The sequence below is a fragment of the Roseibium sp. 10G30-5 genome, from assembly GCF_055809635.1.
Map to the genome: position 1 here is coordinate 3,174,352 of NZ_CM147918.1, position 26,601 is coordinate 3,200,952.

General features: G+C 56.8%; 21 protein-coding genes and 4 pseudogenes. 12 read left to right on the forward strand and 13 right to left on the reverse strand.

The window, feature by feature from the left end; genetic code table 11:
• Window positions 1–16: 16 nt before the first annotated feature.
• The 5 genes and pseudogenes from AC0L7U_RS16065 to AC0L7U_RS16085 form a co-directional block, all read right to left on the reverse strand.
• On the reverse strand, window positions 17–331 hold the full coding sequence (locus AC0L7U_RS16065; RefSeq protein WP_473692070.1) for a hypothetical protein: 315 nt from the start codon (window positions 329–331) through the stop codon (window positions 17–19).
• The gene (locus tag AC0L7U_RS16070) at window positions 294–752 is read right to left on the reverse strand and encodes a metallophosphoesterase (RefSeq protein WP_473692072.1); all 459 of its coding nucleotides are present in this window, start codon (window positions 750–752) and stop codon (window positions 294–296) included. The genes AC0L7U_RS16065 and AC0L7U_RS16070 overlap by 38 nt, the downstream gene beginning before the upstream one ends.
• Window positions 749–3,266: pseudogene (locus AC0L7U_RS16075) on the reverse strand (ligase-associated DNA damage response DEXH box helicase). The gene AC0L7U_RS16070 and the pseudogene AC0L7U_RS16075 overlap by 4 nt, the downstream one beginning before the upstream one ends.
• A gap of 84 nt (window positions 3,267–3,350) precedes the next feature.
• Complete coding sequence (locus tag AC0L7U_RS16080) at window positions 3,351–3,551, reverse strand: YnfA family protein (RefSeq protein ID WP_473695868.1); 201 nt, start codon at window positions 3,549–3,551, stop codon at window positions 3,351–3,353.
• Between the two features lie 16 nt (window positions 3,552–3,567).
• A pseudogene (locus AC0L7U_RS16085) lies at window positions 3,568–3,771 on the reverse strand (hypothetical protein); the annotation flags it as partial.
• Here AC0L7U_RS16085 and AC0L7U_RS16090 point away from each other — a divergent pair.
• Complete coding sequence (locus tag AC0L7U_RS16090) at window positions 3,770–4,771, forward strand: ligase-associated DNA damage response exonuclease (protein WP_473692074.1); 1,002 nt, start codon at window positions 3,770–3,772, stop codon at window positions 4,769–4,771. The pseudogene AC0L7U_RS16085 and the gene AC0L7U_RS16090 sit on opposite strands and share 2 nt — an antisense overlap.
• 85 nt (window positions 4,772–4,856) lie before the next feature.
• Window positions 4,857–5,261 carry a VOC family protein gene (locus tag AC0L7U_RS16095; protein ID WP_473692076.1) on the forward strand — a complete coding sequence of 135 codons (405 nt, stop codon included), beginning with the start codon at window positions 4,857–4,859 and terminating at the stop codon, window positions 5,259–5,261.
• A 109-nt stretch (window positions 5,262–5,370) separates the two neighbouring features.
• Here AC0L7U_RS16095 and AC0L7U_RS16100 read toward each other — a convergent pair.
• Window positions 5,371–7,402: pseudogene (locus AC0L7U_RS16100) on the reverse strand (DEAD/DEAH box helicase).
• A gap of 256 nt (window positions 7,403–7,658) precedes the next feature.
• Between AC0L7U_RS16100 and AC0L7U_RS16105 the strand changes: the two are divergent.
• Both AC0L7U_RS16105 and AC0L7U_RS16110 read left to right on the forward strand, forming a co-directional pair.
• On the forward strand, window positions 7,659–9,314 hold the full coding sequence (locus AC0L7U_RS16105; RefSeq protein WP_473692078.1) for a cisplatin damage response ATP-dependent DNA ligase: 1,656 nt from the start codon (window positions 7,659–7,661) through the stop codon (window positions 9,312–9,314).
• 145 nt (window positions 9,315–9,459) lie between these two features.
• The gene (locus tag AC0L7U_RS16110) at window positions 9,460–10,143 is read left to right on the forward strand and encodes a hypothetical protein (RefSeq protein ID WP_473692080.1); all 684 of its coding nucleotides are present in this window, start codon (window positions 9,460–9,462) and stop codon (window positions 10,141–10,143) included.
• Between the two features lie 103 nt (window positions 10,144–10,246).
• On the opposite strand, the gene AC0L7U_RS16115 is transcribed toward AC0L7U_RS16110, so the two are convergent.
• Entirely contained in the window at window positions 10,247–10,978 is a 732-nt protein-coding gene (locus AC0L7U_RS16115) for an SDR family oxidoreductase (RefSeq protein ID WP_473692082.1), read from the reverse strand.
• A gap of 82 nt (window positions 10,979–11,060) precedes the next feature.
• Here AC0L7U_RS16115 and AC0L7U_RS16120 point away from each other — a divergent pair, with 82 nt between their 5' ends.
• The 5 genes from AC0L7U_RS16120 to AC0L7U_RS16140 all read left to right on the forward strand — a co-directional run bounded on the left by AC0L7U_RS16120 (window position 11,061) and on the right by AC0L7U_RS16140 (window position 15,389).
• Window positions 11,061–11,738: a TetR/AcrR family transcriptional regulator gene (locus AC0L7U_RS16120; protein ID WP_473692084.1), complete on the forward strand. Its 678-nt coding sequence runs from the start codon at window positions 11,061–11,063 to the stop codon at window positions 11,736–11,738.
• Between the two features lie 175 nt (window positions 11,739–11,913).
• A complete protein-coding gene (locus AC0L7U_RS16125; RefSeq protein ID WP_473692086.1) occupies window positions 11,914–12,381 on the forward strand; it encodes a secondary thiamine-phosphate synthase enzyme YjbQ in 468 nt (155 codons plus the stop codon).
• A 429-nt stretch (window positions 12,382–12,810) separates the two neighbouring features.
• Window positions 12,811–13,941, forward strand: coding sequence for a two-component system sensor histidine kinase NtrB (locus AC0L7U_RS16130; protein WP_473692088.1), 1,131 nt, complete (start codon window positions 12,811–12,813; stop codon window positions 13,939–13,941).
• Window positions 13,942–14,049: 108 nt separating this feature from the next.
• Window positions 14,050–14,649, forward strand: a complete 600-nt coding sequence (locus tag AC0L7U_RS16135) for a response regulator transcription factor (protein ID WP_473692090.1) — start codon at window positions 14,050–14,052, stop codon at window positions 14,647–14,649.
• Between the two features lie 329 nt (window positions 14,650–14,978).
• The gene (locus AC0L7U_RS16140; RefSeq protein ID WP_473692092.1) at window positions 14,979–15,389 is read left to right on the forward strand and encodes a response regulator; all 411 of its coding nucleotides are present in this window, start codon (window positions 14,979–14,981) and stop codon (window positions 15,387–15,389) included.
• Between the two features lie 166 nt (window positions 15,390–15,555).
• On the opposite strand, the gene AC0L7U_RS16145 is transcribed toward AC0L7U_RS16140, so the two are convergent.
• Window positions 15,556–15,732: a hypothetical protein gene (locus tag AC0L7U_RS16145; protein WP_473692094.1), complete on the reverse strand. Its 177-nt coding sequence runs from the start codon at window positions 15,730–15,732 to the stop codon at window positions 15,556–15,558.
• Window positions 15,733–15,876: 144 nt separating this feature from the next.
• A pseudogene (gene hemA, locus AC0L7U_RS16150) lies at window positions 15,877–17,171 on the reverse strand (5-aminolevulinate synthase).
• A 540-nt stretch (window positions 17,172–17,711) separates the two neighbouring features.
• Here hemA and AC0L7U_RS16155 point away from each other — a divergent pair.
• Together AC0L7U_RS16155 and aroQ are read left to right on the forward strand one after the other, a co-directional pair.
• Window positions 17,712–18,185, forward strand: coding sequence for a response regulator (locus AC0L7U_RS16155; RefSeq protein WP_473695870.1), 474 nt, complete (start codon window positions 17,712–17,714; stop codon window positions 18,183–18,185).
• 114 nt (window positions 18,186–18,299) lie between these two features.
• Window positions 18,300–18,755: a type II 3-dehydroquinate dehydratase gene (aroQ, locus tag AC0L7U_RS16160; protein ID WP_473692096.1), complete on the forward strand. Its 456-nt coding sequence runs from the start codon at window positions 18,300–18,302 to the stop codon at window positions 18,753–18,755.
• A 45-nt stretch (window positions 18,756–18,800) separates the two neighbouring features.
• Here the strand turns inward: aroQ and AC0L7U_RS16165 are convergent, their stop codons facing one another.
• Window positions 18,801–19,484: a class I SAM-dependent methyltransferase gene (locus AC0L7U_RS16165; protein WP_473692098.1), complete on the reverse strand. Its 684-nt coding sequence runs from the start codon at window positions 19,482–19,484 to the stop codon at window positions 18,801–18,803.
• A gap of 318 nt (window positions 19,485–19,802) precedes the next feature.
• Window positions 19,803–21,110: a UDP-glucose dehydrogenase family protein gene (locus AC0L7U_RS16170; protein ID WP_473692100.1), complete on the reverse strand. Its 1,308-nt coding sequence runs from the start codon at window positions 21,108–21,110 to the stop codon at window positions 19,803–19,805.
• 543 nt (window positions 21,111–21,653) lie between these two features.
• Here AC0L7U_RS16170 and AC0L7U_RS16175 point away from each other — a divergent pair.
• The gene (locus tag AC0L7U_RS16175; protein WP_473692102.1) at window positions 21,654–23,288 is read left to right on the forward strand and encodes a BCCT family transporter; all 1,635 of its coding nucleotides are present in this window, start codon (window positions 21,654–21,656) and stop codon (window positions 23,286–23,288) included.
• Window positions 23,289–23,399: 111 nt separating this feature from the next.
• Here the strand turns inward: AC0L7U_RS16175 and fdhD are convergent, their stop codons facing one another.
• Entirely contained in the window at window positions 23,400–24,257 is an 858-nt protein-coding gene (gene fdhD, locus AC0L7U_RS16180; RefSeq protein WP_473692103.1) for a formate dehydrogenase accessory sulfurtransferase FdhD, read from the reverse strand.
• Window positions 24,258–24,262: 5 nt separating this feature from the next.
• The gene (locus AC0L7U_RS16185; RefSeq protein ID WP_473692105.1) at window positions 24,263–26,443 is read right to left on the reverse strand and encodes an FdhF/YdeP family oxidoreductase; all 2,181 of its coding nucleotides are present in this window, start codon (window positions 26,441–26,443) and stop codon (window positions 24,263–24,265) included.
• Window positions 26,444–26,601 lie beyond the last annotated feature (158 nt).

The window sequence follows — 26,601 nt, forward strand, 5'->3', positions numbered from 1 at the left end:
GCATAATTTAGTGTGATCAGTCTGCCACCAGACGGGTGGCGACAAAGGGATAGAGGCGGCTTTCGCCAAGCAGGAAGGTCGAAAAGCGGCGGTCTTCGAACAGTGGCGAAAACGTCTGATCCAGCACATTCAATCCGCCGGTCAATGCGCCAAATGCGGGAAGAACGATGCGTTTGCCATCCGTGGCAAAGCAAGGCCGACGAATCCCGCGTCCATAACGGCGGATCTTGGCGGCCGGGTGCAGATGGCCGCAGACCTCACCCATGTGGTGTCCGCCGATGTCCTGGTTCGGCTCATGCCGGAAGACGAGGCGACCCAGGCTCGATTTCATCGACGGTTTCCCCGCACAGACGCACGGGCGCGATCGGATCATGATTGCCTGTGACCCACAGCCACTCGCGGTTGAGCTGCAACGTCGCCAGCATGGCGCGGTAGGTTGCAGGCAAACGATCAGAGCCGTTGCTGTCGTGAAAACTGTCGCCAAGCGCAATCACACGCGTCGGCTCGAAAGCCTCGATTACGGCAGCGATTTTTTCCAGCGTGGCAGCGGTATCATAAGGGGGCAGCATGAGGCCGCGCCGGGCAAAGCTGGAGGCTTTTTCCAGATGCATGTCGGCAATGATCAGCGTTGACTGATCAGGCCACCAAAGCGCGCCACTTTCATGAAGGCCGAGTGTTTCGCCATTGATCTGCAAGTCATAGCAGACCGGCGCAAACATGAACTCTTTCATATGGGAGGGAAGCAAGCTCATTCTTCTGTCGCCTCGCGAAACAAGACGTCGGATGTATCTTCGAGAATGCTTTCCATAGCTTCGCCATATATCGGTTCACGTCCAATCTCAGACAGGACTGGAACGGCAAGAGGGGAAACGCAACTGAGACGAGTATGCGTGATCTCGTCCGCGAATTCGGGTGAGAAGTTCACTCAATCGCAAGATATCCAGAAGTCCTTCCGCGGCGTCGTTCCATGTCGCCTGCAACAGGATATGATCCGGTTCATGACGGCGCAAAACGTCATAAATAAGGTCGGAGGAGACGGTGACCTGACGGCCAGACTTCTCTTTGCCCGGATGCCGCCTCTCGATCAGACCGGCAATTACCGCGCAGTTGCGGAACGTTCGCTTCAAGAGCGCGGACTCTGCCAGCCAGTAAGCATCCAGATCGTCTCCCAGAATATCTTCTTCAAACAACTGATTGAAATCGAGAAGCCCTTTGTCGACGAGACTCGACAGATCGCTCAGGGTCCATACGCTGAGAGCATAATCATTGGCAACGAACCCCAGGGTTTCGCCCCCATACGCTCAAGACGTCGCGTCAACAGCATGCCCAGTGTCTGGTGGGCCAACCGTCCTTCAAAGGGATAGCAGACGAGATAGTGCTTGTCGGCGCGCGGGAACGTTTCGATCAGCAGTCCATCGCTGGAGGGGAGAAGCGATTTTTCATCCTGCAATTCCAGCCAGACCCGCACTTGATCGGGCAGCAGTTTCCAGTGATCCCGGTCGGCCAACATGCGACGCACGCTTGCTGCCAGATAGGTGGACAGTGGAAACTTGCCGCCTTGATACGAGGGCACCATTGGCTCGCTTGCCTGTGCCCGTGACACTTGTACCTCGTTCTCCATCAGGCCTTCGAAGCGCAGCACCTCGCCACCAAAGAGGAACGTATCGCCCTTAGCTTAACTGCTCGATGAACCATTCTTCGATCTCGCCCAGCATGCGCCCGCCGCGTCCCACCGGTTTCCGGCTGCCACTGGCTCGCGAACGCACAAGGCGTACCTTCAGCATGGGGGCCTCGACAATGGTGCCGACATTCAACCGGTATTGCTGTGCAATCCTGGGGTTGGCAATGCGCCACACATTGTCAGGCGTGCGCTTGAGCTTGGCATACTGGTCGTAACTGCCGAGCGCATAGCCGCCGGTTGCCACAAAATCGAGCACCCGGTTAAACGTTTCGCGGTCGAGCGAACGATAGGTCTGGCACCCCGTGACTTCGGCAAACACCGCATCGGCAGAAAAAGGGGCCGCACAGGCAAGGCCGAGCAGATGCTGGCTCAAAACATCCAGTGCGCCCCGACGCAGCGGCGGCGTGTCCTGATCTCCCGTCCACGAGGCCTCAAGCGCAGCCTGACATTCCAGCACTTCAAACCGGTTGGAGGGCACCAGAATTGCCTTGGAGGGTTCGTCCATGCGGTGATTGGCACGCCCTATGCGTTGCGCGAGTCGGCTGGCTCCTTTGGGCGCGCCAACATTGATGACCAGATCAATGTCGCCCCAGTCAATGCCCATGTCCAATGACGAGGTCGCAACGACAGCGCGCAACTGGCCATCTGCCATGGCTGCTTCCACTCGGCGACGCTGGCCAACATCCAGTGAGCCATGATGCAGGGCAATCGGCAGTGTGTCCTCGTTGATGCGCCAGAGGTCCTGAAACAGCACCTCGGCCTGTGCGCGGGTGTTGACGAAGACAAGCGATACGCGATGGGCACGGATCAGTTCATAAATTTCGCCAAGCGCGTAGCGGGCCGAATGGCCGGACCAAGGAATACGATCCTTCGAGTGCAGGATGGAAATATCGGGACGCGCTCCGCCCTTCACTTCCACCAGTTCGGCCAGCGCCTGAACGTCCGGGTTATCCTGTGCCACCAGCCAGACGCGCAGGTCATCCACCTCCGCTATGGTGGCCGACAAACCAATGGTGCGCAGGCCGGGGGCCAGGCGTCTCAGTCGCGCCAGCCCGAGGGCAAGAAGATCTCCGCGTTTCGATGTCACCAGCGCATGCAACTCGTCGAGAATGATCGTGCGAAGGGTGGAGAACATATGCCCGGATGCCGGGTCGGAAATCAGAAGGGCAATCTGCTCCGGTGTCGTCAGCAGCATGTCGGGTGGTTGCTGCTTCTGGCGCTGCCTCTTGTGGCTCGGGGTGTCGCCAGTGCGGGTTTCGATGCGAATATCGAGCCCCATCTCCTGCACCGGTCGATCCAGGCTCAGGGCAATATCGACGGCCAGTGCCTTCAGAGGTGAGACATATAGCGTGTGCAGGCCTTCTTTGCCAGGAGAGCCGGGTGGCAAGGCCTTGCGTTGCGTCAGTTCTACCAAAGACGGCAGAAATCCAGCCAGTGTCTTGCCCGCACCGGTGGGGGCGATCAGCAATGTCGAGCGGTCCCGCTCCATGTTGTCCAGCAGCGCCAGTTGGTGCGGGCGCGGCGTCCATCCACGGGTGACGAACCAGTCCTGAAACTGCGGGGGAAGAAGCGGCGCGTCATTCATGTGTGATCTATATAGGTGTTGCTGGGGCAACGGCCAGAGGTTCGCCGGGTGTTACTGGTGTTGAGGTCTTTCCGGCTGCTGCTATCACCCAGGTCGCGGCGCCCAGAGAATGATGGCCGCCCCGGTCAGACAAAGAGATGCGCCCAGCACGTCCCAATGATCTGGCCGCTGCCCCTCTGCAAGCCAGAGCCAGAGCAACGAAGACACGATGTAGAACCCACCATAGATGGCATAGGCTCGGCCGGCCTGATTGGCAGGACTGAGTGTCAGGAGCCAGGCAAACACCGCCAGAGATGTGAGGCCTGGCGACGAGCCAGAGAGCGGACTGGCCGAGGCGCAGCCACGCCCAGAAGGCAAAGCAGCCGGCAATTTCCGCCAACGCTGCGGCAAAGTAGGTGAGAACAGTTTGCATCCGGCAGATATACGAAGTTGCTTGAAGCACGTCCATGGGGGTAGTGCATTGGCTCTGTTCTTCGCTTTGAAGCGTGCCTATATCCTGTGGCATGACCAATTTGTTGAGCCAAACGGCGGAGGGATTGTACTGCCCGCAAATCGACGCCCATATCGATCCGGTGCGTCCGGTCGAGCGGGCGCTGATCACGCATGCCCATGCGGATCATGCTCGCTCTGGCCATGGAGCTGTACTGGCAACGCGACAGACGCTGGACATCATGGCCATCCGCTATGGCGAAGCGTTTTGCGGTACACGCCAGCCTGTCGACTATTCAGAGACGTTGGACATCAACGGAGTGCGGGTTTCGTTTCATCCGGCAGGCCATGTGCTGGGGTCTGCCCAGATCGCGTTGTGTGGACGGGAAGGGCGAACGGTGATCTCGGGCGACTACAAACGGCAGTCCGACCCGACGTGTGCACCCTTCGAACTGGTGCCTTGCGACACCTTCGTTACCGAGGCGACTTTTGGTTTGCCGGTGTTTCGCCATCCCCCTGCCAGCGATGAAGTTGCCAAGCTCTTGCACACCCGCGCAATTTTTCCGGAAAAGACGCTCCTTGTCGGAGCCTATTCACTCGGTAAGGCGCAGCGCGTGATGGGCGAACTGCGGGCAGCCGGCTATGACGACACGATTTATCTGCATGGCGCTTTGGTGCGTCTGACGGAGTTCTATCAGGCTGAAGGTGTGGATCTGGGATCGGTTGAGCCGGTCGGAGACCGCGGCAAGGAGCTTGCCGGCGAAATCATCCTTTGCCCGCCGGGCGCGCTCGCCGATCGCTGGTCGCGGCGGTTTCCAGATGTGGTCACGGCAATGGCCTCCGGCTGGATGCGGGTGCGGGCGCGAGCCCGCCAGCGTGGTGTTGAACTGCCACTGATTATCTCGGACCATGTGGACTGGGATGATCTGTGCCGCACGGTACAGGAGACCGGTGCCGAACAGATCTGGGTGACACATGGCGCCGAGGACGCGCTGGTTCATTGGTGCGAGATGCAAGGCCTTCAGGCGCGCCCGCTCAATCTGATTGGTTACGATGACGCAGAAGACGAGGTGTAAACACTTCTTCTTGCGTCTTGCCCGTTGCAACGACGATCAACAATCTCATATTGATCAAGGCATTGATCGAACTGAAGGACATACCATGGCGAAGATGATCCACTCCATGATCCGGGTCACCAACGAGGCGCGCTCGGTGGATTTTTACAATAAGGTGTTCGGTCTGGAGGTTGCCGGTCGCTATGCTTTTGACGGCTTTACCCTGATCTATCTGGCGAACGAGGAGACTGGTTTCGAACTGGAGCTGACCGTCAATGAGGGCGAGCAGAAACCGTTTGATCTGGGCAACGGCTATGGCCATCTGGCGGTCTCCGTCGAGGATCTCGAAGCTGAACACGCCCGTATCATGGCGTTGGGATACATTGATATTGCCATTGGCGAGATCAAGCAAATGCCGCATGACGGCAAGCCGTTCGCGAAGTTTTTCTTCCTCAGCGATCCGGATGGCTACAAAGTTGAAATCTTGCAGCGTGGTGGCCGCTTTCAATAAGCGGTCCCGAGTATTTTGAAAGCCAATGAAAAAGCCCCGGACGCAGTGTCATGCGTCCGGGGCTTTGTCTTTTGTTTGTATAAAATCAGGCGTTCAAAGCCTATGTGGTTCAAGCCTTGTTGGCCTTGCGGTCAGACCGCGAAGGCTTCTTGCTTGGCTTGCCGGTTGGCTTCTTGCCAGCCTTGGCAAAAGGCTTTTTGCCGCCAGGCTTCTTGTCAAAAGAGCGCTCGCCACGCTCCCCCTTGTCCTTGCGCTCCGGCTTGTCGCCAGCACCAACAGGGCGGGCGTCAAACGGCTCGTAGGCCGGATGGCTTGGCCGGGCATCCTCGTCGTCACGGCGCGGACGGCGCTTCGGCTTTGCGCCATCACGGTCCTTGAAGCGACGCTTCTCATCAAGGCGATCTTCCGCACCACTTTCGAAATCTGAGCCCCGGTCACGACGCGGCTTGCGATCTGCACGATCCCGGCTCGGTGCACCACGGTCCGGGCGCGAGTAGGGAGGAGGCGTCTTGGCAGCACTGTCATCCATCTTGGTGATGGTGACATTGTCTTCGCCGGTGCCATCACGGTTGATGACTTCGGCATAACGCGCGGCATGTTCGCTGGCGATTTCGAAACGGGTTTCGTTCTGGAAGATCTTGATGGCGCCAACTTCGCGCTTGGTCACGTGACCGGCACGACAGATCAGCGGCAGCAGCCAGCGCGGTTCGGCACGGTGCTTGTGGCCCAGAGAGACCCGGAACCACGACCCATTCTCGAACTTGCCGAGAATTTCCGCAGACCGGCCACCGCGTTCACCAGCGCCACGGCCCTGCAAGCGGTCTTCACTGGCTTCGCTCACGTCTTCGGGAGCGGGCAGGCGAGACTTGTAGAGACCGACGAAAGCGGCTGCAATCTGTTCCGGCGTGTGCTTTTCCAGAAGAGCTGCAACTGCGCGCTGGATGTCATCATCCGGAACCACCGTCAAAGACGGATCGTTCAAGAGGCGTTCCTGATCCTGTGCCAGGATTTCATCCGCCGTCGGCGCACCTTTCCAGGTGACCTTGACGTTGGCGTGCTGCAAAACGCGCTCTGCCTGACGACGGCGCGGATAAGGCACCATCAGCACGCAGGTGCCCTTGCGGCCCGCACGGCCGGTTCGGCCAGAACGGTGCAGCAGGCCGGCCTTTCCGGTCGGAAGATCGGCGTGAATGACAAGATCAAGGTTGGGCAGATCGATACCACGGGCGGCAACATCGGTTGCCACGCAAACGCGCGCGCGTCCATCCTTCATTGCTTGCAGCGCGTTGGAGCGCTCTGCCTTAGCTCAATTCACCAGACAGCGAAACGATGGAGAACCCACGATTGGCCAAACGGCTCATCAGGCGATTGACGGCTTCACGTGTCGAGCAGAAGACAATCGACTTTTCCGCTTCATGCAGGCGCAGCACGTTGACGATGGCGTTTTCACGCTCGTTCGGCGCAACCGGGTGAGCGATATAGTCGATGTCGCCATGCTGTTCGCGGGCGTTGATCGTCGTCAGGCGCACGGCGTCATTCTGATAGCGACGTGCCAGATCGGCAATCTGCTTCGGAACGGTGGCCGAGAACATCAGCGTACGGCGCGACGCCGGTGCAGCGTCGAGAATGAATTCGAGATCTTCGCGGAAGCCCATGTCGAGCATCTCGTCGGCTTCATCAAGCACAACGGCGCGCAGGGCACTCAGATCAAGCGCACCACGTTCGATATGGTCGCGCAACCGCCCCGGTGTGCCAACAACAATGTGGGCACCACGATCAAGAGCACGGCGTTCGGCGCGCGGGTCCATTCCACCAACACAAGAGGTGGTCTGGGCCTTGGCATCGGCATAAAGCCAGGTAAGTTCTTCCTTGACCTGCAGTGCCAGCTCGCGTGTTGGCGCGATCGCCAGTGCGAGCGGCAGATCTGCCTGCCCAAGGGTTTCTTCGTCACCCAGAATGGTGTCGGCGAGTGCCAGCCCAAAGGCAACAGTCTTGCCCGAGCCGGTTTGTGCAGAAACAAGCATATCCACGCCGGATGGTGCTTCTGTCAGTACGCTTTCCTGCACGGGCGTCAGGCTCTCATAGCCACGCTTTGCCAAAGCCCGGGCCAACGCCGGAGCGACGTTATTCAATACGGTCATAAATATCTTTCAATGGAGATCAATGCAGCGACAGACAGGTTACAAGTCCGTCCGCTGACTTTTCATTGACGGCCTGTATAAGGGTTTCTTGCCTCAACGTCTACAGTCAAGGCGTTTTGACTGGCCGGATAGACAATAAATTCGCAAAAGACGTGTAACGGAACCACAGCCTTGCATGTTCTGTTGTCAATAATAACGGCGTCTTGGCCCTGCGTCGATATGTGTCAGGGGCTAAAAGACGATTTTTGGGATTTTCATGCAGGCTTTTGCAGAATTGCTGGATCGATTGTCGTTTGAACCGCGTCGCTCGCTCAAAGAAGCGTTGCTTCGGGACTACTTGCGCCAGGCGCGGGATCCGGATCGCGGCTTTGCGCTGGCGGCACTGACGGGGGATCTGTCGTTTCGCAATGCCAAACCGGCGCAACTGCGAGCGCTGGTCGCCGAAAAGGTCGATGCGCGCCTGTTTGAGCTGTCCTATGATTTTGTGGGTGATCTGTCGGAAACCATCGCCCTGATGTGGCCGCAGGGGACCACACATACGCAGACGGCTCCTTTGCATCTGTCCGAGGTGGTCATGCGTCTGCACGAGGCGAAACGCAGCGATGTGCCTGCATTGCTTGAAGGCTGGCTTGACCAGTTGGACGACACGGGGCGTTGGGCGCTGTTGAAGCTGGTCACGGGCGGGTTGCGGGTGGGGGTGTCCGCACGGCTGGCCAAGGTGACGGTGGCCAGCATGGGACACGTTGAGCCGGATGAGGTGGAGGAAATATGGCACGGGCTTTCGGTGCCTTACGAAACGCTGTTCGCCTGGGTGGAAGGCCGTGCACCACGGCCCGAGATGACCGATCCTGCACCTTTTCGTCCGGCCATGCTGGCGCATCCGCTTGATGAGACCAAGGATAGGGACGCGCTTGATCTGGGCGACTTCTTTGTCGAATGGAAATGGGATGGTATCCGGGTTCAGGCTGTCAGTGGTGTCGATGAGACGGGAGCACGGGTGGCGCGGCTTTATTCGCGCACCGGCGAAGACATTTCGCAGGCCTTTCCGGATCTGGTGAGCGCCTTGACGTTTGACGGAGCGCTGGACGGCGAGTTGCTCGTTGTTCGGGAAGGGGTCACGCAAAGCTTTTCCGAGTTGCAAAAACGTCTCAATCGCAAGACAGCGAGTGCAAAATTGCAAAGGGACTATCCGGTCGCCATCCGGGCCTACGATCTGCTGGCCGCAAATGGCGAAGACCTGCGTAACCGCCCCTTCATCGAGCGACGCGAGAGGCTCGAAGCCTTTCTTGGAGATCTTGACGGCGCGCGCTTCGAGTTGTCGGCCCGGGTGCCCGTTGAGACCTGGGAGGCCGTGACGGCCGCGCGCGCCGCGCCTACTACGTGGCTTCCCGACGATGAGGCGACAGCGGTGGAAGGGCTGATGCTGAAACGCCGCGATGCTCTCTATGTGCCCGGCAGACCGAAGGGGCAGTGGTACAAGTGGAAGCGCGACCCTCTCTTGATTGATGCTGTGCTGATGTATGCCCAACGCGGCCATGGCAAGCGGTCGTCGTTTTATTCCGATTACACGTTTGGCGTCTGGCAATCTTCGAAGGATGACGATGGGACGGATGAGCTGGTGCCGGTGGGCAAGGCCTATTTTGGCTTCACTGACGAGGAACTGGCCGAGATTGATCGTTTCGTGCGCAACCACACGGTCAACCGCTTTGGGCCTGTCCGGGAGGTCGAGCACACGAAGCAGACGGGGCTGGTTCTGGAGGTAGCCTTTGAAGGGCTGGCGCGTTCGTCTCGCCACAAGTCAGGCCTCGCCATGCGGTTTCCACGGATCTCGCGGTTGCGCTGGGACAAGCCGCCGGCAGAGGCGGATCGGCTGGAAAGCGTCGAGGCTCTGTTGGGAGGCACCAGGGCATGATCATGTAATTTCATGCCTCTTCCTCAGGAAATGCTGGTGTCCCCGTGATTTCTCTCAACACGGCCGGTGTCCTTTGGTAAAGTTTTATTCATATTGGATGTGGTCGGCCGTGATGGTCTCACGCTGCATGATAGGGGAGCGGGTCTTGAAACAGGGAACCATGGCGCTTTTGCTGGTGGTCGGACTGACGGCATCCGCCGCAGCACAAACGATGGATACGAACGCAGGCATTGCCGCTGGGCCGGGCGATGGATCTGCGTCGACCGGAGCGCCACAGGGGCCGGGTGCAATCGGCAAGACACAGCAGTCCGTTCCGCAAGAGCGTGTTCCGAAAACGGAGCCAAAGGGCGGATTGCCGGGGCCTGACACAGGTGCCGCGACAGGCCGTTCGGCTGGGGATGAGGCCTCTGTTCCGCAGGCCAGCGACCGTTTCGCGATTGTCAAGATTGAGGGGGATATTCTTCGCATCGACCGCGAAGAAGGGACCGTCAACGCCTGTCGCAAGCACAGCGGGATCTGGCGCTGTATTCCAGCGCCTTTGACTGAAAAGGCCTATCGCAAGGAAATCAATGATCTATCGGATCAGGTGACACGTCTGACGAGACAGGTGAGCGAACTCGAAGCGCGCAACGACGATTTGGCGCAGGCGAAAGAGCCGGATGCAGGCGAGGCGCAAAAGCCCGATCCGGCGCTTTCCATGGTGGGCAAAGGCAAGTCGGCCAACCCCTTCACGCCGGATGACGAGCATTATCTGCATCGTCTTTGGGTCTCTTCTCAGAAAACTCTGGATCATCTGTTTGACCGGTTGCGGAAACTGAAGCCGGAGTGAAAGTGTCGCTTCAGGCGGGACCATTTGATGTGAGCCATTGACGCAGAACCGATGAGGCTGGCCAGACGTCTCAAGAGGCTGAAGTATTTGCGATTGCACGGGGTTACCAGTGTTCCTCGCCATGAGTGCTGAAAAAGCCCCCCGTGCGCCCATCGGCTTCCAGGGCCAGACGCACGGCCGCTTCGGCACCCTGGGCGACGGTTTGCACACCGGTGTGGTTGTTGAGGTCGGTTGCCGTGAAACCCGGGTTGACCGAGTTGACCGCAATGCCGTCGCCTCTCAGTTCTGAGGCCAATTGCACGGTCATCATGTTGAGAGCTGCCTTCGACGCGCAATAGCCGATGTACTGATAATCGGAGAACTCCCAGTCGGGATCACTGTTTCGCGTCAGAGAGCCAAGCCCGCTGGACATGTTGATGATCCGGGCCAGCGGTGCCTTGCGCAACAGCGGCAGCATGGCTTGTGTGACCGCAAGTGTGCCGAAGAAATTGGTTTCCATTGTCTGTCGCACTGCATCGACCTTCGCGCGGGACGGCGCGTCGTCGCCATTGCAGGTGATGCCAGCATTGTTGATCAGAACATTCAGTTGGCCCTCATGGGCCGTGATGTCTGTCACTGCCGCTATGATGCTGGTCTGATCGGTCAGGTCCAGTTGCAGCGCGCGTGCTTTGCCAGCCAACTCACCCAGATCGCGGATTGCAGCCTCAGCATTGGCGATGGATCTTGACCCTATGAGGACGTGTAAACCGGCTCCCAAAAGTTGGCGCGCCATTTCGAACCCAATGCCCTTGTTGGCGCCGGTGATCAGAGCAACACGCCCGGTTTTTTGCATCATGAAAACGATCCCGTTGAACAATTGATCTCTTTGTGTTTACGTCCCTAAAATATGAAGCAATCTTCAGGTTTTGAATTCGCATATGGCCCCGCTCGCAGAACTCAGTCAAAATCCCCGAAAAGTGCCGCGTCAGGCCCGCTCGCAAGCCACGGTAGAGGCGATTGTGCAGGCAACCCTTCAGGTTTTGCTCGCCGTCGGATCACGTCGGTTGACGACCACAAGAGTGGCTGAGCGTGCGGGATGTTCCGTCGGTACGATGTATCAATATTTTCCGAACAAGCGGGCCCTGTTCTATGCTGTCTTGCAAAGGCATCTGGACTTTATCGCAAGCGAGATCGAGGCAACGTGTAACCGTCTCCATGGGCACACTCTTGCCGATATCGGCACAGAGCTGGCCGAAACTTATTGGGCGGTGAAGACACGCGAGATTCCCAACTCCCGGGCGCTTTATAAGGTTTTTCTGGAACTTGATGTCGATGATCTGATCAATGGCATCTCCAAGCGGACACAACTGGCAATCGAGACAGTTCTGATCAGTGCCAGGGATGCGGAGTTTTCAGATCCTGCTGCAGTGGCCCTGACATTACGTGTCATTCTGGCGGGGGCCTTGCGTGTGGTTCTTGAAAATGAGGCCCCGGCAAATGGGCTCGAAGCGTTGCACCAGCAATTGCCAGCCGTTTGCCGGGCCTATCTTTTGTCTGTTGCCGCAGACGGTGCCGATGAACATGCGCCCTCCTTGAAAAATGTCGCTGCCGGTTGATCCGCAAGGGCTGTACACACTTTGCAAAGCGATTATCTTAGAGTGCAGTTGTCTGGATCAACAGCCGGGTGCCACGCCCTCGCCGTCTTGAAGGCGACATGCTGTTGAGGAAAAACTCTCGCGTTTCCCTCTGTGGAGACGGCCAAAAGTCAATGCGGTTGCAAGGGAGGCTGCGATGATGGACCAATCCGTAGGTGTCTGGACGTTTGATGATGATACAATGCCATTGCGTCAGGCGATGGGCCGCTTGATGGTGCCAACGCAAGGGGCGGGTTTCATCTCCATCAATGCTCCTCTGGGAAAATGGCTGCGTGAGAAAGACGCAGGCGATGGCCTGCTGACGCTGTTTGTCCGGCATACCTCCGCAGCGCTGGTCATTCAGGAGAATACCGATCCGGATGTGCAGTTCGATCTGTCACAGGCGCTCGATATGTTGGCACCGCAAGACCGCCCGTATCGACACTCGATGGAAGGCAAGGACGACATGCCCGCACATATCAAGGCCATGTTGACTGGGGTGAGTATGCAGGTTCCAGTTGTCGGCGGAGAGATGGACCTGGGCACATGGCAGGCGATTTATCTGGCTGAATATCGGGCAGCCCCCCACCGCAGAACCTTGACCATGCACTATCTGGGGACGTGAGGTCGCCCTTCTTTGTCGCCAGACCAGATGCACGCGTGAGCAGTTGATGTGAAGACAAGCAGCCTGTGTTGGGATTTTTTGTGCCTCTCATTAAAAAATATGCGTGGCGGGTAGGAAAATATGCCGAGACCATGCATTGTACTTATCGATACAATCGATGCATTTGGCGTAAGCAATTTGTAAAACTGTTGACGGCGAGGGACTTGTTTTCTGCATGACGAGCTCGGTCTACTTCTGTCTGTTTTATTTGACTTGCTCATGATGTTCCTCATGGGACACCCTGCAGATGTAGAGGTGATTATCGCGTCAACAGATGCGGAGACCACGGCAAGGAAGGCATTTTTCTCCGATGGCAGAATTCGTTTGCGTGTCCAAGTCGTTGCATGAGCCCGCAAGCAGGCGGTCCTGATGGACGGTCGGGAGAGGGTGATGTCGCTGTTTGCCGAGTCATTGGACGGTACTGCGGATATTTGCGCGGCGCGCTGGGCCTGTCTGCTCGATACGTCGCGCGATGGCATTCTTGTTCTCGATGAACAATGTCAGATCCTGTCCTTCAACCCGGCTTGCGCGCAGCTTTTTGGCTGGAGCGCGGAAGATGTCCTCGGAGCCCATGTCTCGGACCTCATGGTGGGGGAGTTTCGGGTCACCCATGACGGTCTTGTGCAATGGGACCCGGAGGCTGGCGGCGCAGTTCTAATAGAGCGCGAGCATGAAGTCGAAGGGCGCCACAGCAACGGAACACATTTTCCCTTGGAGCTCTCTGTCGGCATGGCTCCGACGCCCGAGGGCCGACAGTTCATTGGCGTGGTCCGCGATATTCGAGGCCAAAAGCAGGTTGAGGAGCGCCTGGCTCTGGCGCAGGCCCAGCTTGTCAATTTGACCCGCCTCAATGCCATGGACGAGATGGGCGCTGCCATTGCTCACGAGTTGAACCAGCCGCTGACAGCGATCTTGTTGTATCTGCAATCGATCGCCCGCAAGAGAGCGCAGGTGGAGGAAATGGATCCGCTGCTTTTGGGCGTAATCGACAAGACCATTCGTGAAGCCGAACGTGCTGGTATGATCATTCAGCGCATGCGCAGCCTTATCGAGCGCCGTGAGCCGCGCCGGGAGCGGATTGATATTGCAACGCTTGTTGTGTCCTGCATAGAGATGGTATCGCTTGCAACGCCTGTTCCAAGCTCGGTCTTTGCCTATGAGATTGCCGATAATCTGACTGATCTCTATGCAGATCCTGTTCAAATCCAACAGGTTGTCGTAAATTTGCTCAAGAATGCCGGGGAAGCAGTGCAGGGTTGGCCCGATCCGAAGGTCAATCTTTCTGTCTATGCCGATGAGACGTCTATTCTCTTCGAGTTGAGCGATTCCGGGCCGGGTATTCCAGAGGATCAGATTCCTGATCTGTTCAAGGCCTTTGCAGCCAGCAAGCGAAAGGGTCTTGGTCTGGGTCTCGCCATTTCGCGGTCCATCGCCCAGAATCACGGTGGCGATCTACATCTTGTTAAAGGCAATAGCGGGGAAGGGGCAACGTTCATTCTTCGTTTGCCGATCCAGCGATAAGAACCGACGATCTCGTCAGAAAATACGAAGCGACAATGTCACCTAAACGAGTAATCTGCGTTTGCTATGGTGTTCGACAGGAACACTGGTTTGAAAAGGGAGAGTGAAATGAGTGAGACCAAGGCCGTCTACATTGTGGATGACGATCCGGCAGTCCGGGATGCACTCTCCGTCGTCTTGAATATGGAGGGCTTCGAAGTTGAGACCTTCACCGATGGCGATGCGTTTGTTTCTTCGGCAAGCAAGACCCATCCGGCCTGCGTGTTACTGGATGTTCATATGCCGGGGCGCTCCGGCATAGAGATCCTGAAAGCACTGAATGCCGATCAGTACCCCGTGCCGATCTTCATCATTTCCGGGCAGGGCGATATTCCCATGGCCGTGGAGGCCATTCGCAATGGTGCGTTCGACTTTATCGAAAAGCCGTTTACCGCAGATCTGGTCATTCAGCGCATTCGCGAAGGCATCGCTGCCATGGAGCAGCGTGCAAAGGAAGAGGATACTTCCAATTTCGAAGGCTCCGAGTTGCTGACCCGTCGAGAGAAAGAAGTTCTTTCGGAAATTACCGGTGGGGCGTCCAATAAGGAGGTCGGTCGTATTCTGGGCATCAGCCCGCGCACGGTGGAAGTTCATCGTGCGCGAATCATGGAAAAGCTGGGCGCGCGCAATGCTGCCGATCTCGTGCGCATTGTGCTGGAACGTCGCTGAGGCGCGGGACAGCAGATTTTTTGCGCCGGGCCGACGAGACTGGATCTGGAACAGGGAGGGCAGAGGTCTCCCTGTTTTGGTTTTGACAAGGCGTAATATTTTGTCTTTTTATGAAAGGTTTTCCATCACGGAGTGATATTTTAAGTGTTTTTATCTAAATGCATTTACTTATAATTTGTATGTAATTTCCCGTAAGTATTCATAGAATCAAATTTTATTGTCCACATTTTCGATATTAATCGCTCTGATTACGTGCTCGCGCGTACGAAAGAATGAAAGCCCTTCGTTATTCTCTTTGAGACTTCTTTGAGAAAAATGAAGGTCTCACTGTGAAAATCTATATTGTAGAAGATGATCCCGGCGTGTCCGACGCTTTGAATTCTTTGTTGATCGAAACTGGCTTTGAAACGAGCGTCTTTGCCTGCGGGGAAGACTTTTTAAACGTTTACGATGCAGGGCCGACGGATGTGATCATTCTGGATCTTGATTTGCCAGGGCTGAATGGCGGGCAGGTGTTGCAGGAGCTGATCCGTCGTGACCTGTCGCCAAGGGTTCTGGTAATCTCGGCGATGAACGAGCGGGAAGCAAAAACACAAATCGCGGACTATCAGCCCGCCGTTTTTGTGCGCAAGCCATTCCTCATGCCGAGGATCAGCGAGTATATCCGTGAGCAGGAAGACCTTTTGACAGGCAGTGACGCGCTGTCGACTCTGGCGCAAGGGCAACATCGCGGCGCTTGACCTGCGGCGAGCTTGTCTCTTGAACGTTCGAGGTCACCCCAAGACACCAGCACAGAGTCGCGGTTCTGTTCAGAACTGGCGCGAGATTGTGAATTTTTAGGGGTGCCTGAAGCAGGTGGCGTCTGCCGGGCAGATAAAGCCCTTGGTGTCGTCTCGTCGTGGTTCCTCAGAGAACCATGGTGGTGACCACCATGCTGACGGCCACGAGAACGAGTGCAAAACCTGACACCATCAGAAGGTTTTCCCGTCTGTTGGGCAAACCGGTTTTACTGTTTGTAGAGGTCTCATTCCGGGATTGCATGCGGAGGTCTTCTTTTTCTGTTTTTTGTTGTTCTGCCGTCATGGCGCACCTTCAAGCTCAACATACAGGGAGCGTTCGACCCGGCCACTATTGCCATGTCTCGCTTGAAAGTTCAGTTAATTTTGCTCGGCAAAACTCATTAACTCCCCGCAACTTTACCAAGGTGTAAATTGGTGGGTTGCAGTTTTAGCCACCCGCCGCAGGATAGATCGAGCGGCGTGCGCCGCTTTCATCTTCGTCGATGCGCAATTGTCCGTCACTGTCGACGGAACCCTTGGGTAGTTCGAGCATGTCCCAGACGTCCAGCAGCGAATCGCGCAATTCACCGATCAGCACATCACTGTGCAGAGGCGTTGGCGTGATGCGCAGTCGCTCCGTGCCACGCGGCACGGTGGGATAGTTGATGGGCTGGATATAGATGTCGTGACGGTCGAGAAGAATATCGCTGGCCTTCTTGCACAAATCCGGGTTGCCGACGAGGATGGGCACGATATGGGTCTGCGAGGGCATCACCGGCAGACCGGCGGCCGTCAGTGTGTCCTTGGTGCGCTGGGCTTGCGCCTGATGCTGTGACCGCTCGCTTTGCGAGGCCTTGAGGTGGCGGATGGAGGCGCAGGCCGCAGCCGCCAGGTACTGGGCGGAATGGCCGTTGTGAAGATGAACTCCGGCGCGTAGGAGCGCACGGCATCGACAATCGTCTGACTGGCCGCGATATAGCCGCCCATGACGCCAAAGGCTTTGGCCAGGGTGCCTTCGATCACGTCGATACGGTCGAGCACGCCTTCGCGCTCGCAGATGCCTGCGCCACGTTCGCCGTACATACCCACGGCATGCACTTCATCAATGTAGGTCATGGCATTGTATTTGTCGGCCAGGTCGGCAATGCGCTCGATCGGCGCAATGTCGCCATCCATGGAATAGACAGATTCGAACACGATCAGCTTGGCGCGATCATTGCCCGCAGCCTTCAACAGATCTTCGAGGTGTTCGAGATCATTGTGGCGCCAGATCTGCTTGGCTGTTCCCGAGCCTTTGACACCGGCAATCATCGACGCATGATTGAGTTGGTCGGAAAGGATCAGACAGTCGGGCAGCAGGCGGGCAATCGTCGCAATCGAGGCTTCGTTGGATACAAAACCGGAGGTGAAGACGAGGGCCGATTCCTTCTGGTGAAGATCCGCGAGCTCGCGCTCAAGCTGGACCAGAGGGTGATTGGTGCCCGATATGTTGCGTGTGCCGCCTGCGCCCGCGCCCATGCGCTGTGCCGTTTCCGTCAGCGCCGACAAAACCTGCGGATGTTGCCCCATGCCCAGATAGTCATTGGAGCACCACACGGTGATTTTGCGTTCCAGACCATTGTCCGACCGCCAGATAGCCTTTGGAAATTCACCAACCACACGTTCAAGGTCAGCAAAAACCCGATAGCGCTTTTCGTCCTTCAAGGATGAGATCGCATTTTCGAATGTTTCTTGATAGTTCATCAGTGAACCTAATCCTATCCTCTCCGCATATGCGGACCCTATTGGCTCCCGCCGCCTGTGTCTATTGACACATTGACGCGGCTGCGTGTGTGCAACGCGCGCGGCAAGTGCTTGTATGCCTGTGCTGCCTTGCAAGGCTGCGCAGAGCAGAGTGTGGCCTCTGTCAGGATATGGATACGTATCGGCGGATCGCATCCTTTTTAATTATTCCAAGGTAGATTTACGCTTCCTCTTTTGATTTGACCAGCACGTTCTTTTGTCAGGCAGGGCAATCAAGGATGTGGCACACTGTCACAGCCTAACAACAGACGATGAAAGAGCTTTAAACGGTGGCCGTCACCTGAGCGGATGACAGGGGCCAGCCTGCCAGCCGTGCATTCAACTGAGTTGTGATGGGCGACAGGGCCTTTCTGCCATTGCCTGTAGGGTTAATAACTCTCTCTTCAGCTTTTTATGCGAAGGCTATCGGAGATAACGGAGGTTTGCGTGAGTCTTGATCTTGCTTCTCTAACGTTTCTTCTTGTTGAAGATAGCGCCTACATGCGGACGATCATTCGCACGATGCTTCAGGGCTTCGGTGCACGACGGATCGTGGAAGCGGAAGATGGCGCCTCCGGCCTGGAAGCGATGGATCGAGCCAATCCGGACATCATCATTCTGGATTGGGTGATGCCTATTCTGGACGGAGCGGATATGGTGCGCATGATTCGCACTCCCAACAATCCCTTCGCCTATATTCCGATCATTATGGTCACGGCGCATACTGAACGCAGCCGCATCGTTGAGGCGCGTCGTCTGGGTGTGCATGAGTTGTTGTCCAAGCCGATTTCGGCCAAGGCGCTTTATCAGCGTGTTTCAAGCGTCATTCTGCATCCGCGCGACTTCATCAAGACGGCGACCTACTTTGGTCCGGCCCCGCGTGAGATCCGCAATCGTCAGAAGATCTGGCAGGGCGTGCCCGGCGGCGGTGGCGACGGCAATGGCAACGGTTCAGGCGATATGTCGATCGGCTGATGTTTCTCACAAGTCTCTTTTCGCGCCGTGACGATTCTGCCTAAGCTTTGACAAGGTCGGGCCTTTCTGGCGCGGCATGTCGTTTTTTGATCTTGAGACGCTAGGAGCCGTTTCGTGAAATCCATCTACATTCTCAATGGTCCCAATCTCAATTTGCTTGGTAAGCGTGAGCCGGAGATCTACGGTCACGAAACGCTTGCCGATGTTCAGACCCTTTGTCACTCGACAGCAGCCCTGGCAGGCTTTGCTGTGCGGTTTCTGCAAAGCAACGCCGAGCATCAACTCATCGACTGGATTCATGAAGCGCGCGAAGAAGCGTGCGGCATTATCATCAACCCCGCCGCCTATACGCATACCTCTGTCGCTATCCTGGATGCGCTGAATGCCTGTGCTTGCCCCGTGCTGGAGGTGCATATTTCCAACGTGCACAAGCGTGAGGACTTCCGTCATCATTCCTACGTGTCACGGCGCGCCGATGGCATTCTTGTCGGGCTGGGCATTCATGGGTATGCAATGGCGATCCAGCACATGGTGTATCTGGTGCGCGGACAAAATGACGGCGAAGACTGACGGTCTAACCGGCGAGATTGGCTGGCGCGCGGCCTGTTGTGCTGATTACGCAAGCGCTTTGCGCGCCATCCACACGCTCCAGCGGCTTTTCTCGGTCAATGGCCAGACGGCAGTCTGAAGCCGATCTTTCATGACATCGACGAGACCATCGATCTGTTCATCGACGAGCGTGTGCAGAATGGAGCGCCCGGTGCGGCCTTTCAGGTCGGCTGCCAGATCTTCAAACCGGGCGTAGCTGCGGCGCGTTTCCCAAAATGAAAATTCTTCGTTCAATTCCAGCCCCGCGGCAGTCAGCGCCTGTGTAATGCCTTTGCCGGTTGGACGTCTCTTGATCTCTATGTCGTTCAGATGCGGATGCGCTTCAACGAAATAGCCGCGCAGATGTTCGTTGGATCCCGGTTGCGTGACATCTTCGACCGTGCGGTCCTGAATGATGAGATGGCCACCGGGGCGCAAAATGCGACAGGCTTCGCGGAAGGCCGCGGTCAGATCGGCGAGATGATGGACAACGGCACGGGTGAAAACCACGTCCTGGCTCGCTGTCTCCAGCCCGGTTGCCTCAGCCGTGCCCAGTCGCAGATGAACATTCGGAATGCCTTGCAGGGTTTTCCGGGCATCGGCGAGCATTGTCTCGGAAAAATCGACCGCCGTCATGCTGCGCAAACCAAGCCTGCACCAAGGCGCGGGAGTACAGACCACCACCGCAGCCGATGTCAGCGAGGTCCGCATCCAAGACGTCAATGCGGTCTTTCATGACATTCACCCAATCCTGCTCCACATCTCGCGCCGCATAGGTTCCGGCAATGCTTGGCGAATGAAAATCGATCATGACAGAGGCCTTTATATTGTATTCTAATGTATACAATATTGCGACTTATTGGCGGCCTGTCAATTGGGTGCAGGTGGGCTTGCAGCACATGCAGCTTGAAAAAACAAAGCCTCGCACTGGAGCGAGGCTTTGCAGGGGGCAGAGATATTGCGAAGACAGCTCCGCCATTGATCATCAGACGCCGGAGACATCGCAGAGCCGAAGCCCTGAGTGGCGCGTTAGTAGCTGCGCCCGACGCTGGTGTAATTGAACCCACGTGCGGCCATGTCTTCGACATCATAGATATTGCGCAGGTCAATGATGTTGGGTGCATTCAGACTGGTCTTGACCCGGTCCATGTCGAGCGCCCGGAACTGGTCCCATTCGGTGACGATCACCACTGCGTCGGCATTCTCGATAGCGTGGTAAGGGCCATCGCAGAACAAGACGTCCTGCATCATGTGGCCGGCTTCTTTCATGCTTTCCGGGTCATAAGCGCGGATCTTCGCGCCCGCGTTCTGCAGCTTCGCCACAATGTCGAGGGAAGGGGCATCCCGCATATCATCGGTGTTTGGTTTGAAGGCCAATCCCAGAAGAGCAATCGTCTTGCCGGAAATGTCTCCGCCCATGAAATCGATGACCTTGTCGGCCATGCGCTTCTTGCGCTCGGCATTCACCTCGATCACCGAGTTGACGATGCTCAGGCTGCTGTTGTGGCTTTCTGCGATCTTGGACAGCGCCAACGTATCCTTCGGGAAGCAAGAGCCGCCATATCCCGGACCTGCATGCAGAAACTTGGAGCCGATCCGCTTGTCGAGGCCAATGCCGCGCGAAACTTCCTGAACGTTGGCGCCCACCTTTTCACAAAGATCAGCGATCTCGTTGATGTAGGTGATCTTCACGGCCAGGAAGGCGTTGGCGGCGTATTTGATCAATTCAGCCGTGGGCCGTTTTGTGATGACGATCGGCGTTTCGTTGAGATAGAGCGGGCGGTACAATTCGCGCATAACCTTGATCGCGCGTTCGTTCTCCGTGCCCACCACAACCCGGTCCGGCCGTTTGAAATCGCTGATGGCAGCGCCTTCGCGCAGGAATTCCGGGTTCGAGGCCACTGCCACATCTGCTTCCGGATTAACCCGCTTGAGAATGGCTTCGACCTCGTCGCCCGTGCCAACCGGGACAGTCGATTTGTTGACGACAACGGTGAAGTCCTCAAGGTAATTGGCAATTTCTTCGGCAGCAGCATAGACATACGACAGGTCTGCATGGCCATCACCACGGCGTGTGGGTGTGCCAACCGCGATGAACACCGCATCGGCAGAGCGTACTGCGTCTTCTGCATCGGTGACGAAGAACAGACGGTTCTCGGCAACATTCTTGGCCACCAGGTCCTTCAGACCTGACTCATAGATTGGAATCTCACCCTTGTTGAGGGCATTGATCTTGCCAGCATCCTTGTCGATGCAGGTCACGACATGGCCGAAATCGGCGAAACAGGTGCCTGAGACAAGTCCGACATAGCCGGTCCCAATCATTGCGACGCGCATGTAATCTATCCATTTTTCGTGACATGCCCCGTGTCACAAATCCAGAATGGACTGCGGGTGAATGTCTGGTGGTCTGCAAGCAGCAGGGCTGCCGTGGCGCTTTTAATGTGTCTCTTTAGCAAACTTATAACAGGTGAACACCTGACAAATGATCGCGGTGGAGAACTCTTCGGGCGGTGGCTGTGGTTCGGCAGGATTGGGACTCCATCATAGAAACATTTCCTTCCCCCTTCACAAGTGCATTCGCCGCCCCAGGTAGCGGTCACAGTGGTCGGGACCTTTACAAAACAAAGTTTTTCGTTGCTCTCCGGCAGGTGTGCTGCGGGACGGAAGGCGCCGTAAAGCTGAAGCAATTTGAAATTGCCCAGACATCTTCAAGCCCAAAACGAGGCTCGATACGGCGAATTTGCGGCGTCTTCGTGAAACTTTTTGACGGCACCCGGCGTTGCTCAACGAGTGGGGACTGAGTATGGGCGCAATGTCTTGCTGCCTTTTCCTGTGCCTTGAGACATTCATTCAAACCGAGAGGGAGTTTTCGACGGCATGAGCCAAAGCGAAACGAACGAGGGAGTTCCCGCACCTCAGGGGAAGACAAACCTGATCGAGACGGATTACGAGGTCGGTCAGGATAATATTGAATCGTCCATTGGCCCCTTTGGCTTCGACATCCATAACCCCGTCTTTGTGGTATCGGCGGCACTCATCATCCTGTTTGTGATCTTGACTGTCATTTTTCAAGGACAGGCCGACGCGGCTTTTACCGGAATGAGAGGCTGGCTCACGTCGCATCTCGACTGGTTCTTCTTGACGGCCTCCGACATCATGGTGGTGTTCTGCTTAGGACTGATCTTTTCGCCACTGGGCAAGGTTCGTATTGGCGGTAAGGATGCTCGACCGGATCATTCCTATGCCAGTTGGTTTGCCATGTTGTTTGCAGCCGGCATGGGCATTGGTCTGGTGTTCTTCGGTGTCGGGGAGCCGATTTCGCATTTCAACGCGGCGATGGGCGGCGTGCAATTGCAGGATGGTATCCGCACGGACGGTGCACCGCTTGGCGGGGCAATGGGCGATCCGGCGGCGGCCCGTCGTCTGGCGATGGCGGCGACGCTGTTTCACTGGGGTCTGCATCCCTGGGCCATTTACGCCGTGGTTGCTCTGGCATTGGCGCTGTTTGCCTATAACAAGGGTCTGCCGCTGACGATGCGTTCGGCTTTTTATCCGATCTTCAAGGAGCGGATCTGGGGCTGGCCGGGTCACATCATTGATACGCTGTCTGTCTTCGCCACACTGTTCGGCCTTGCAACGTCGCTGGGGTATGGTGTCGAGCAGGCCAACGCAGGGCTGAACTTTCTGTTTGGATTGCCAGATAACAACATCTCGCGTGTGATTCTTATTTGCATGATCACGGGCGTTGCAACCTTCTCGGTCTATCGCGGACTGGATGGCGGCGTGAAACGCCTCAGTGAGATCAACATGGCGATTGCAGCCCTGCTCCTGGTGTTTGTGCTTCTGGTTGGTCCGACGCTGGCGATCTTCACGGGCTTCTTCGATAATATCTGGCAATATGCCAAAGAGCTTCCGGCGCTGGCCAATCCGTTCGGTCGAACGGACAATGGCTTTCGACAGGACTGGACGTCGTTTTATATGGCCTGGTGGATCTCGTGGTCACCGTTTGTCGGCATGTTCATTGCGCAGGTCAGTCGTGGCCGTACCGTGCGTGAATTCCTGATTTGCGTACTGGTCATTCCATCCGTGGTCTGTGTGTTGTGGATGACCGTGTTTGGCGGCACTGCGATTCAGCAGATCGTGCAGGACAACATTACCTCGGTGGTCGATGCCGATATTGATCTGAAGTTGTTCAAGATGCTGGGCTATCTGCCGCTGGCGTCAATCACTTCGCTGATCGGTATCGTGCTGGTGATCGTCTTCTTCGTGACCTCGTCGGATTCCGGCTCCATGGTCATCGACACGATCACCGCAGGCGGCAAGATGGATTCACCTCTGCCGCAACGCATGTTCTGGTGCACCTTCGAAGGCATCGTCGCCATTGTGTTGTTGCTGGGTGGTGGTCTTGGAGCACTGAGGGCAATGGCCGTTTCAACCGGCTTTCCCTTCACCATCGTGCTGCTTCTGGCATGTTACTCCACCTATCGTGGCTTGCGTGAAGAACCTCGATAAGAGATGAGATCTGAACATTGAAAACCCCGGCGAGCAGCAGTGTTCGCCGGGTTTTTTATGGATTGGGATGCCCCGGAAAGCGTACTTTGCAACAGCCCATGAAGGGGGAGGTTAAGTTTCAGACCCCTGAAACAGCATAATCCCCCCACCGGAGGCAGAGGCCAATGGCAGGCCCGCATCTTTTGCCACCTGCAACGCCAATGTCGTTGGAGCCGAGAGAGTCGCCAGCCCGCCAAGGCCTGCAACGGCCGCTTTTTGTACCAGTTCAAAGCTGCAACGGCTGGTCATCACCACGAAACCGGCGTTGCCGCTGGTTTGGGTGCGTGCCATGGCGCCGATCAGCTTGTCGAGGGCGCAGTGACGGCCGACATCTTCCCGCGCCAGAAGAATGGTGCCGTCTTCATCACAGAAAGCCGCCGCATGAACCGACTTGTTGGCATCGCGGATGGGTTGATGATCGGAAAGACTGTGGAAGGCCGCCTTGATTGCACGTGCATCAAGCTGTTGCCGTTTTTGATAAGGCACGGAGAGGCGAATATCGGTCAGCTCCTGCATGCCGCACAATCCGCAACCGGAGCGGCCTTCCAGGGTACGACGTGGAATTTCTGGGGCGTTGTCTGCAAGATCTGTGGGGTCTGATGAGGACACGCGCGCCGCCACATCAACACAAAAGCCAGTCTCCGTTGGCAGCACCAGTGCATTGAGCAGGTCAGCGTGCTGAACGCGGCCTTCCGCCAGCAGAAAGCCGACGCCGAGGTCTTCCAGATTGGCTGGTGTCGCCATCATCACGCTGACGGGGACGGAGTTCAAAAGAATACCGACGGGAACTTCTTCCGCCACCTGCCAAGTCGTCAGGGGGGCAGGGGAAATGTCCCTGTCCCGCATGTCGGTCGACGACGCAGTGTCCTGAGGGGGCGCCACGAATTGACCCGAAACTGGCTTGCTGCCGGGAGGGGCGGCCTTGGTCATGGACCTCAACCAGCCTGTTTCAATGGAGCACTTTGCGTCTGTATGTCCGCCTCGATGCGCACAGGCACGGACTTGGACGCTGGTGTTTTGGACATTTGGTCATGATGATCGAGAGGCACCAGAACATTGCACTCCGGATAGTAGGAGGCGACTGTGCCACGTGGCAGCTTGAAGGGAATGACGGCCAGTCCGCCTAGACGCCGCAAGGGGGCATCCTCTTCGTCGGAATCTGTAATCAGCGCTGCCATGTCGCCTTTCTTGACGCCGATCTCCCGCATGTCCTCTTCATTCATCAGCAGCACGTCCCGCGTCCCCTCGATGCCGCGAAAGCGGTCTGAATAGCCGTAGATCGTGGTGTTGAACTGGTCGTTCGAGCGCATGGTCAGCAGACGGTAACGTCCCGGCTTGTCTCCAAAACTCAAAGAGGTGAGTTGGTCAGGTGTGGTGAACTCGGCACGGCCAGACTCTGTATTCCACTTGCGTTCGCGCGCAGGATTTCCGCGCCAGAAACCGCCAGGTTCGAACAGACGCTCGTTGAAATCCTTGAAATCGCTCGGATAGGTGTATTCAATCAGGTCTCGGACCTTGGAGTAATCCGCAGTCCAGCCATCCCAATCCACTTTCGGGTTCGGTGCCAGCGTTGCCTTGGCAATGCCGGCGACGATTGCCAGTTCGCTCTTCAATTTGCGTGAGGCTGGCGCGTGAATGCCATGCGACCCGTGAATGCAGGAAAAGCTGTCTTCGATGGAAATATACTGCTCGACGCCGTTCTGCATGTCGCGCTCGGAGCGTACAAGGCAGGGCAGGATATAGCTGTTCTTGCCGGGGAAAATATGACTGCGGTTCAGCTTCGTCGAGATCATCACGGTCAGGTCCAGCTTTGACCAGGCCTTTTCGACCATCTCTTGATCCGGTACTGCCCGCACCAGATTGCCTCCGAGGCAGATCATCGATTTGACCTTACCTGCAATGGCTTGCTTCATCGCGTCAACGATATGGTAGCCGTCTTCCTGCGGTGGCTCGAAATCAAACAGCTCGCGCAGCTTGTCCATCGGGATAAGCTTTGCCTTTTCCGCAATGCCAACGGTGCGCTGGCCCTGCACGTTGGAATGGCCACGCACGGGACACATGCCGGCCCCAAGGCGACCGATGTTGCCGCGAAGCATCATGAAATTCACGAACATGCCGATGTTCAAGGCACCGCGTGAATGTTGCGTCAGGCCCATGCCATAGACACCAATCACGCGTTTGGCCTTCATGTAGACATCGGCCGCGTCACGCAGGTCTTGCTCGCTCAGGCCGCTTTCACGGCAGATTTCGTCCCAGCTGGTGGTGCGAACCTTTTCGGCGAACTCATCAAAACCGGTGGTGTGTTCGGCGATGAAGGCCACGTCGATGATGCGCTCACGCCCTTCTGCAAGGGCTGCGTCATCAGCTTCCATGACGGCCTTGCTGAGGCCAAGCATGGCTGCGACATCACCGCCCACCCTGAGTTGGTGATACTGGTCGGAAATGATGGTTTCCTTGCCTGACAGCATTTCAACCGGGTTCTGCGGTGAAACGAAAGACACCAGTCCCTGTTCAATGACGGGGTTGAAGGTGACGATTTTGCCGCCTCGCTTTTTAAGCTCTGCGAGCGGTTGCAGGAAACGGGGCGAATTGGTGCCGGGGTTCTGGCCGAAGAAGAAATAGCAATCGGTTGCCTCGATGTCTTCCCAGATCACTGAACCAACGGGAGAACCAATGACTTTTTTCAGGCCGACCGAGGTGGTCTCGTGGCACATATTGGAGCTTTGAGGCAGGTTGTTGTTGCCGTAAAGACGCGCCAGAAGGGCCCACAGATACGAGGCTTCCAGCCCGGCGTGGCCGGAGGAATAGAACACTGCGGATGTCGGATCTTCGCGCCGCAACTCGTTTAGCTTCTGGCCGATTTCCCGATAGGCATCTTCCCAGGAAATTTCTTCATAACGATCCGTCTCGGGATTGTACTTCAGCGGCGCGGTCAGGCGTCCGGTCTTTTCCAGTTCATGATCGCTCCAGCTTTTCAGGCTCTCAACCGTGTGATCACTCCAGAACGACGGCTTGCAGCGATCTGCCGTTGTCTCCCAAAGGGTGGACTTGGCACCGTTTTCGCAAAACTCGAAGGGCTTGTAGTTGGCAGGTTTCGGTACAGGCGCAAGACGCACACATGACGCCTTTCGTCTTGTTCAGCTTCCAAAGAACTTGCAGCGAGGCGAGGGGAGGATTGGACGATTGATGAGACTTCCTTGATGCCACGTAATGATCCCCAGCCTCCGGCGCCGTGGTAATCCTTGGGCAAATCAACAATCCTGACCATGGTCGA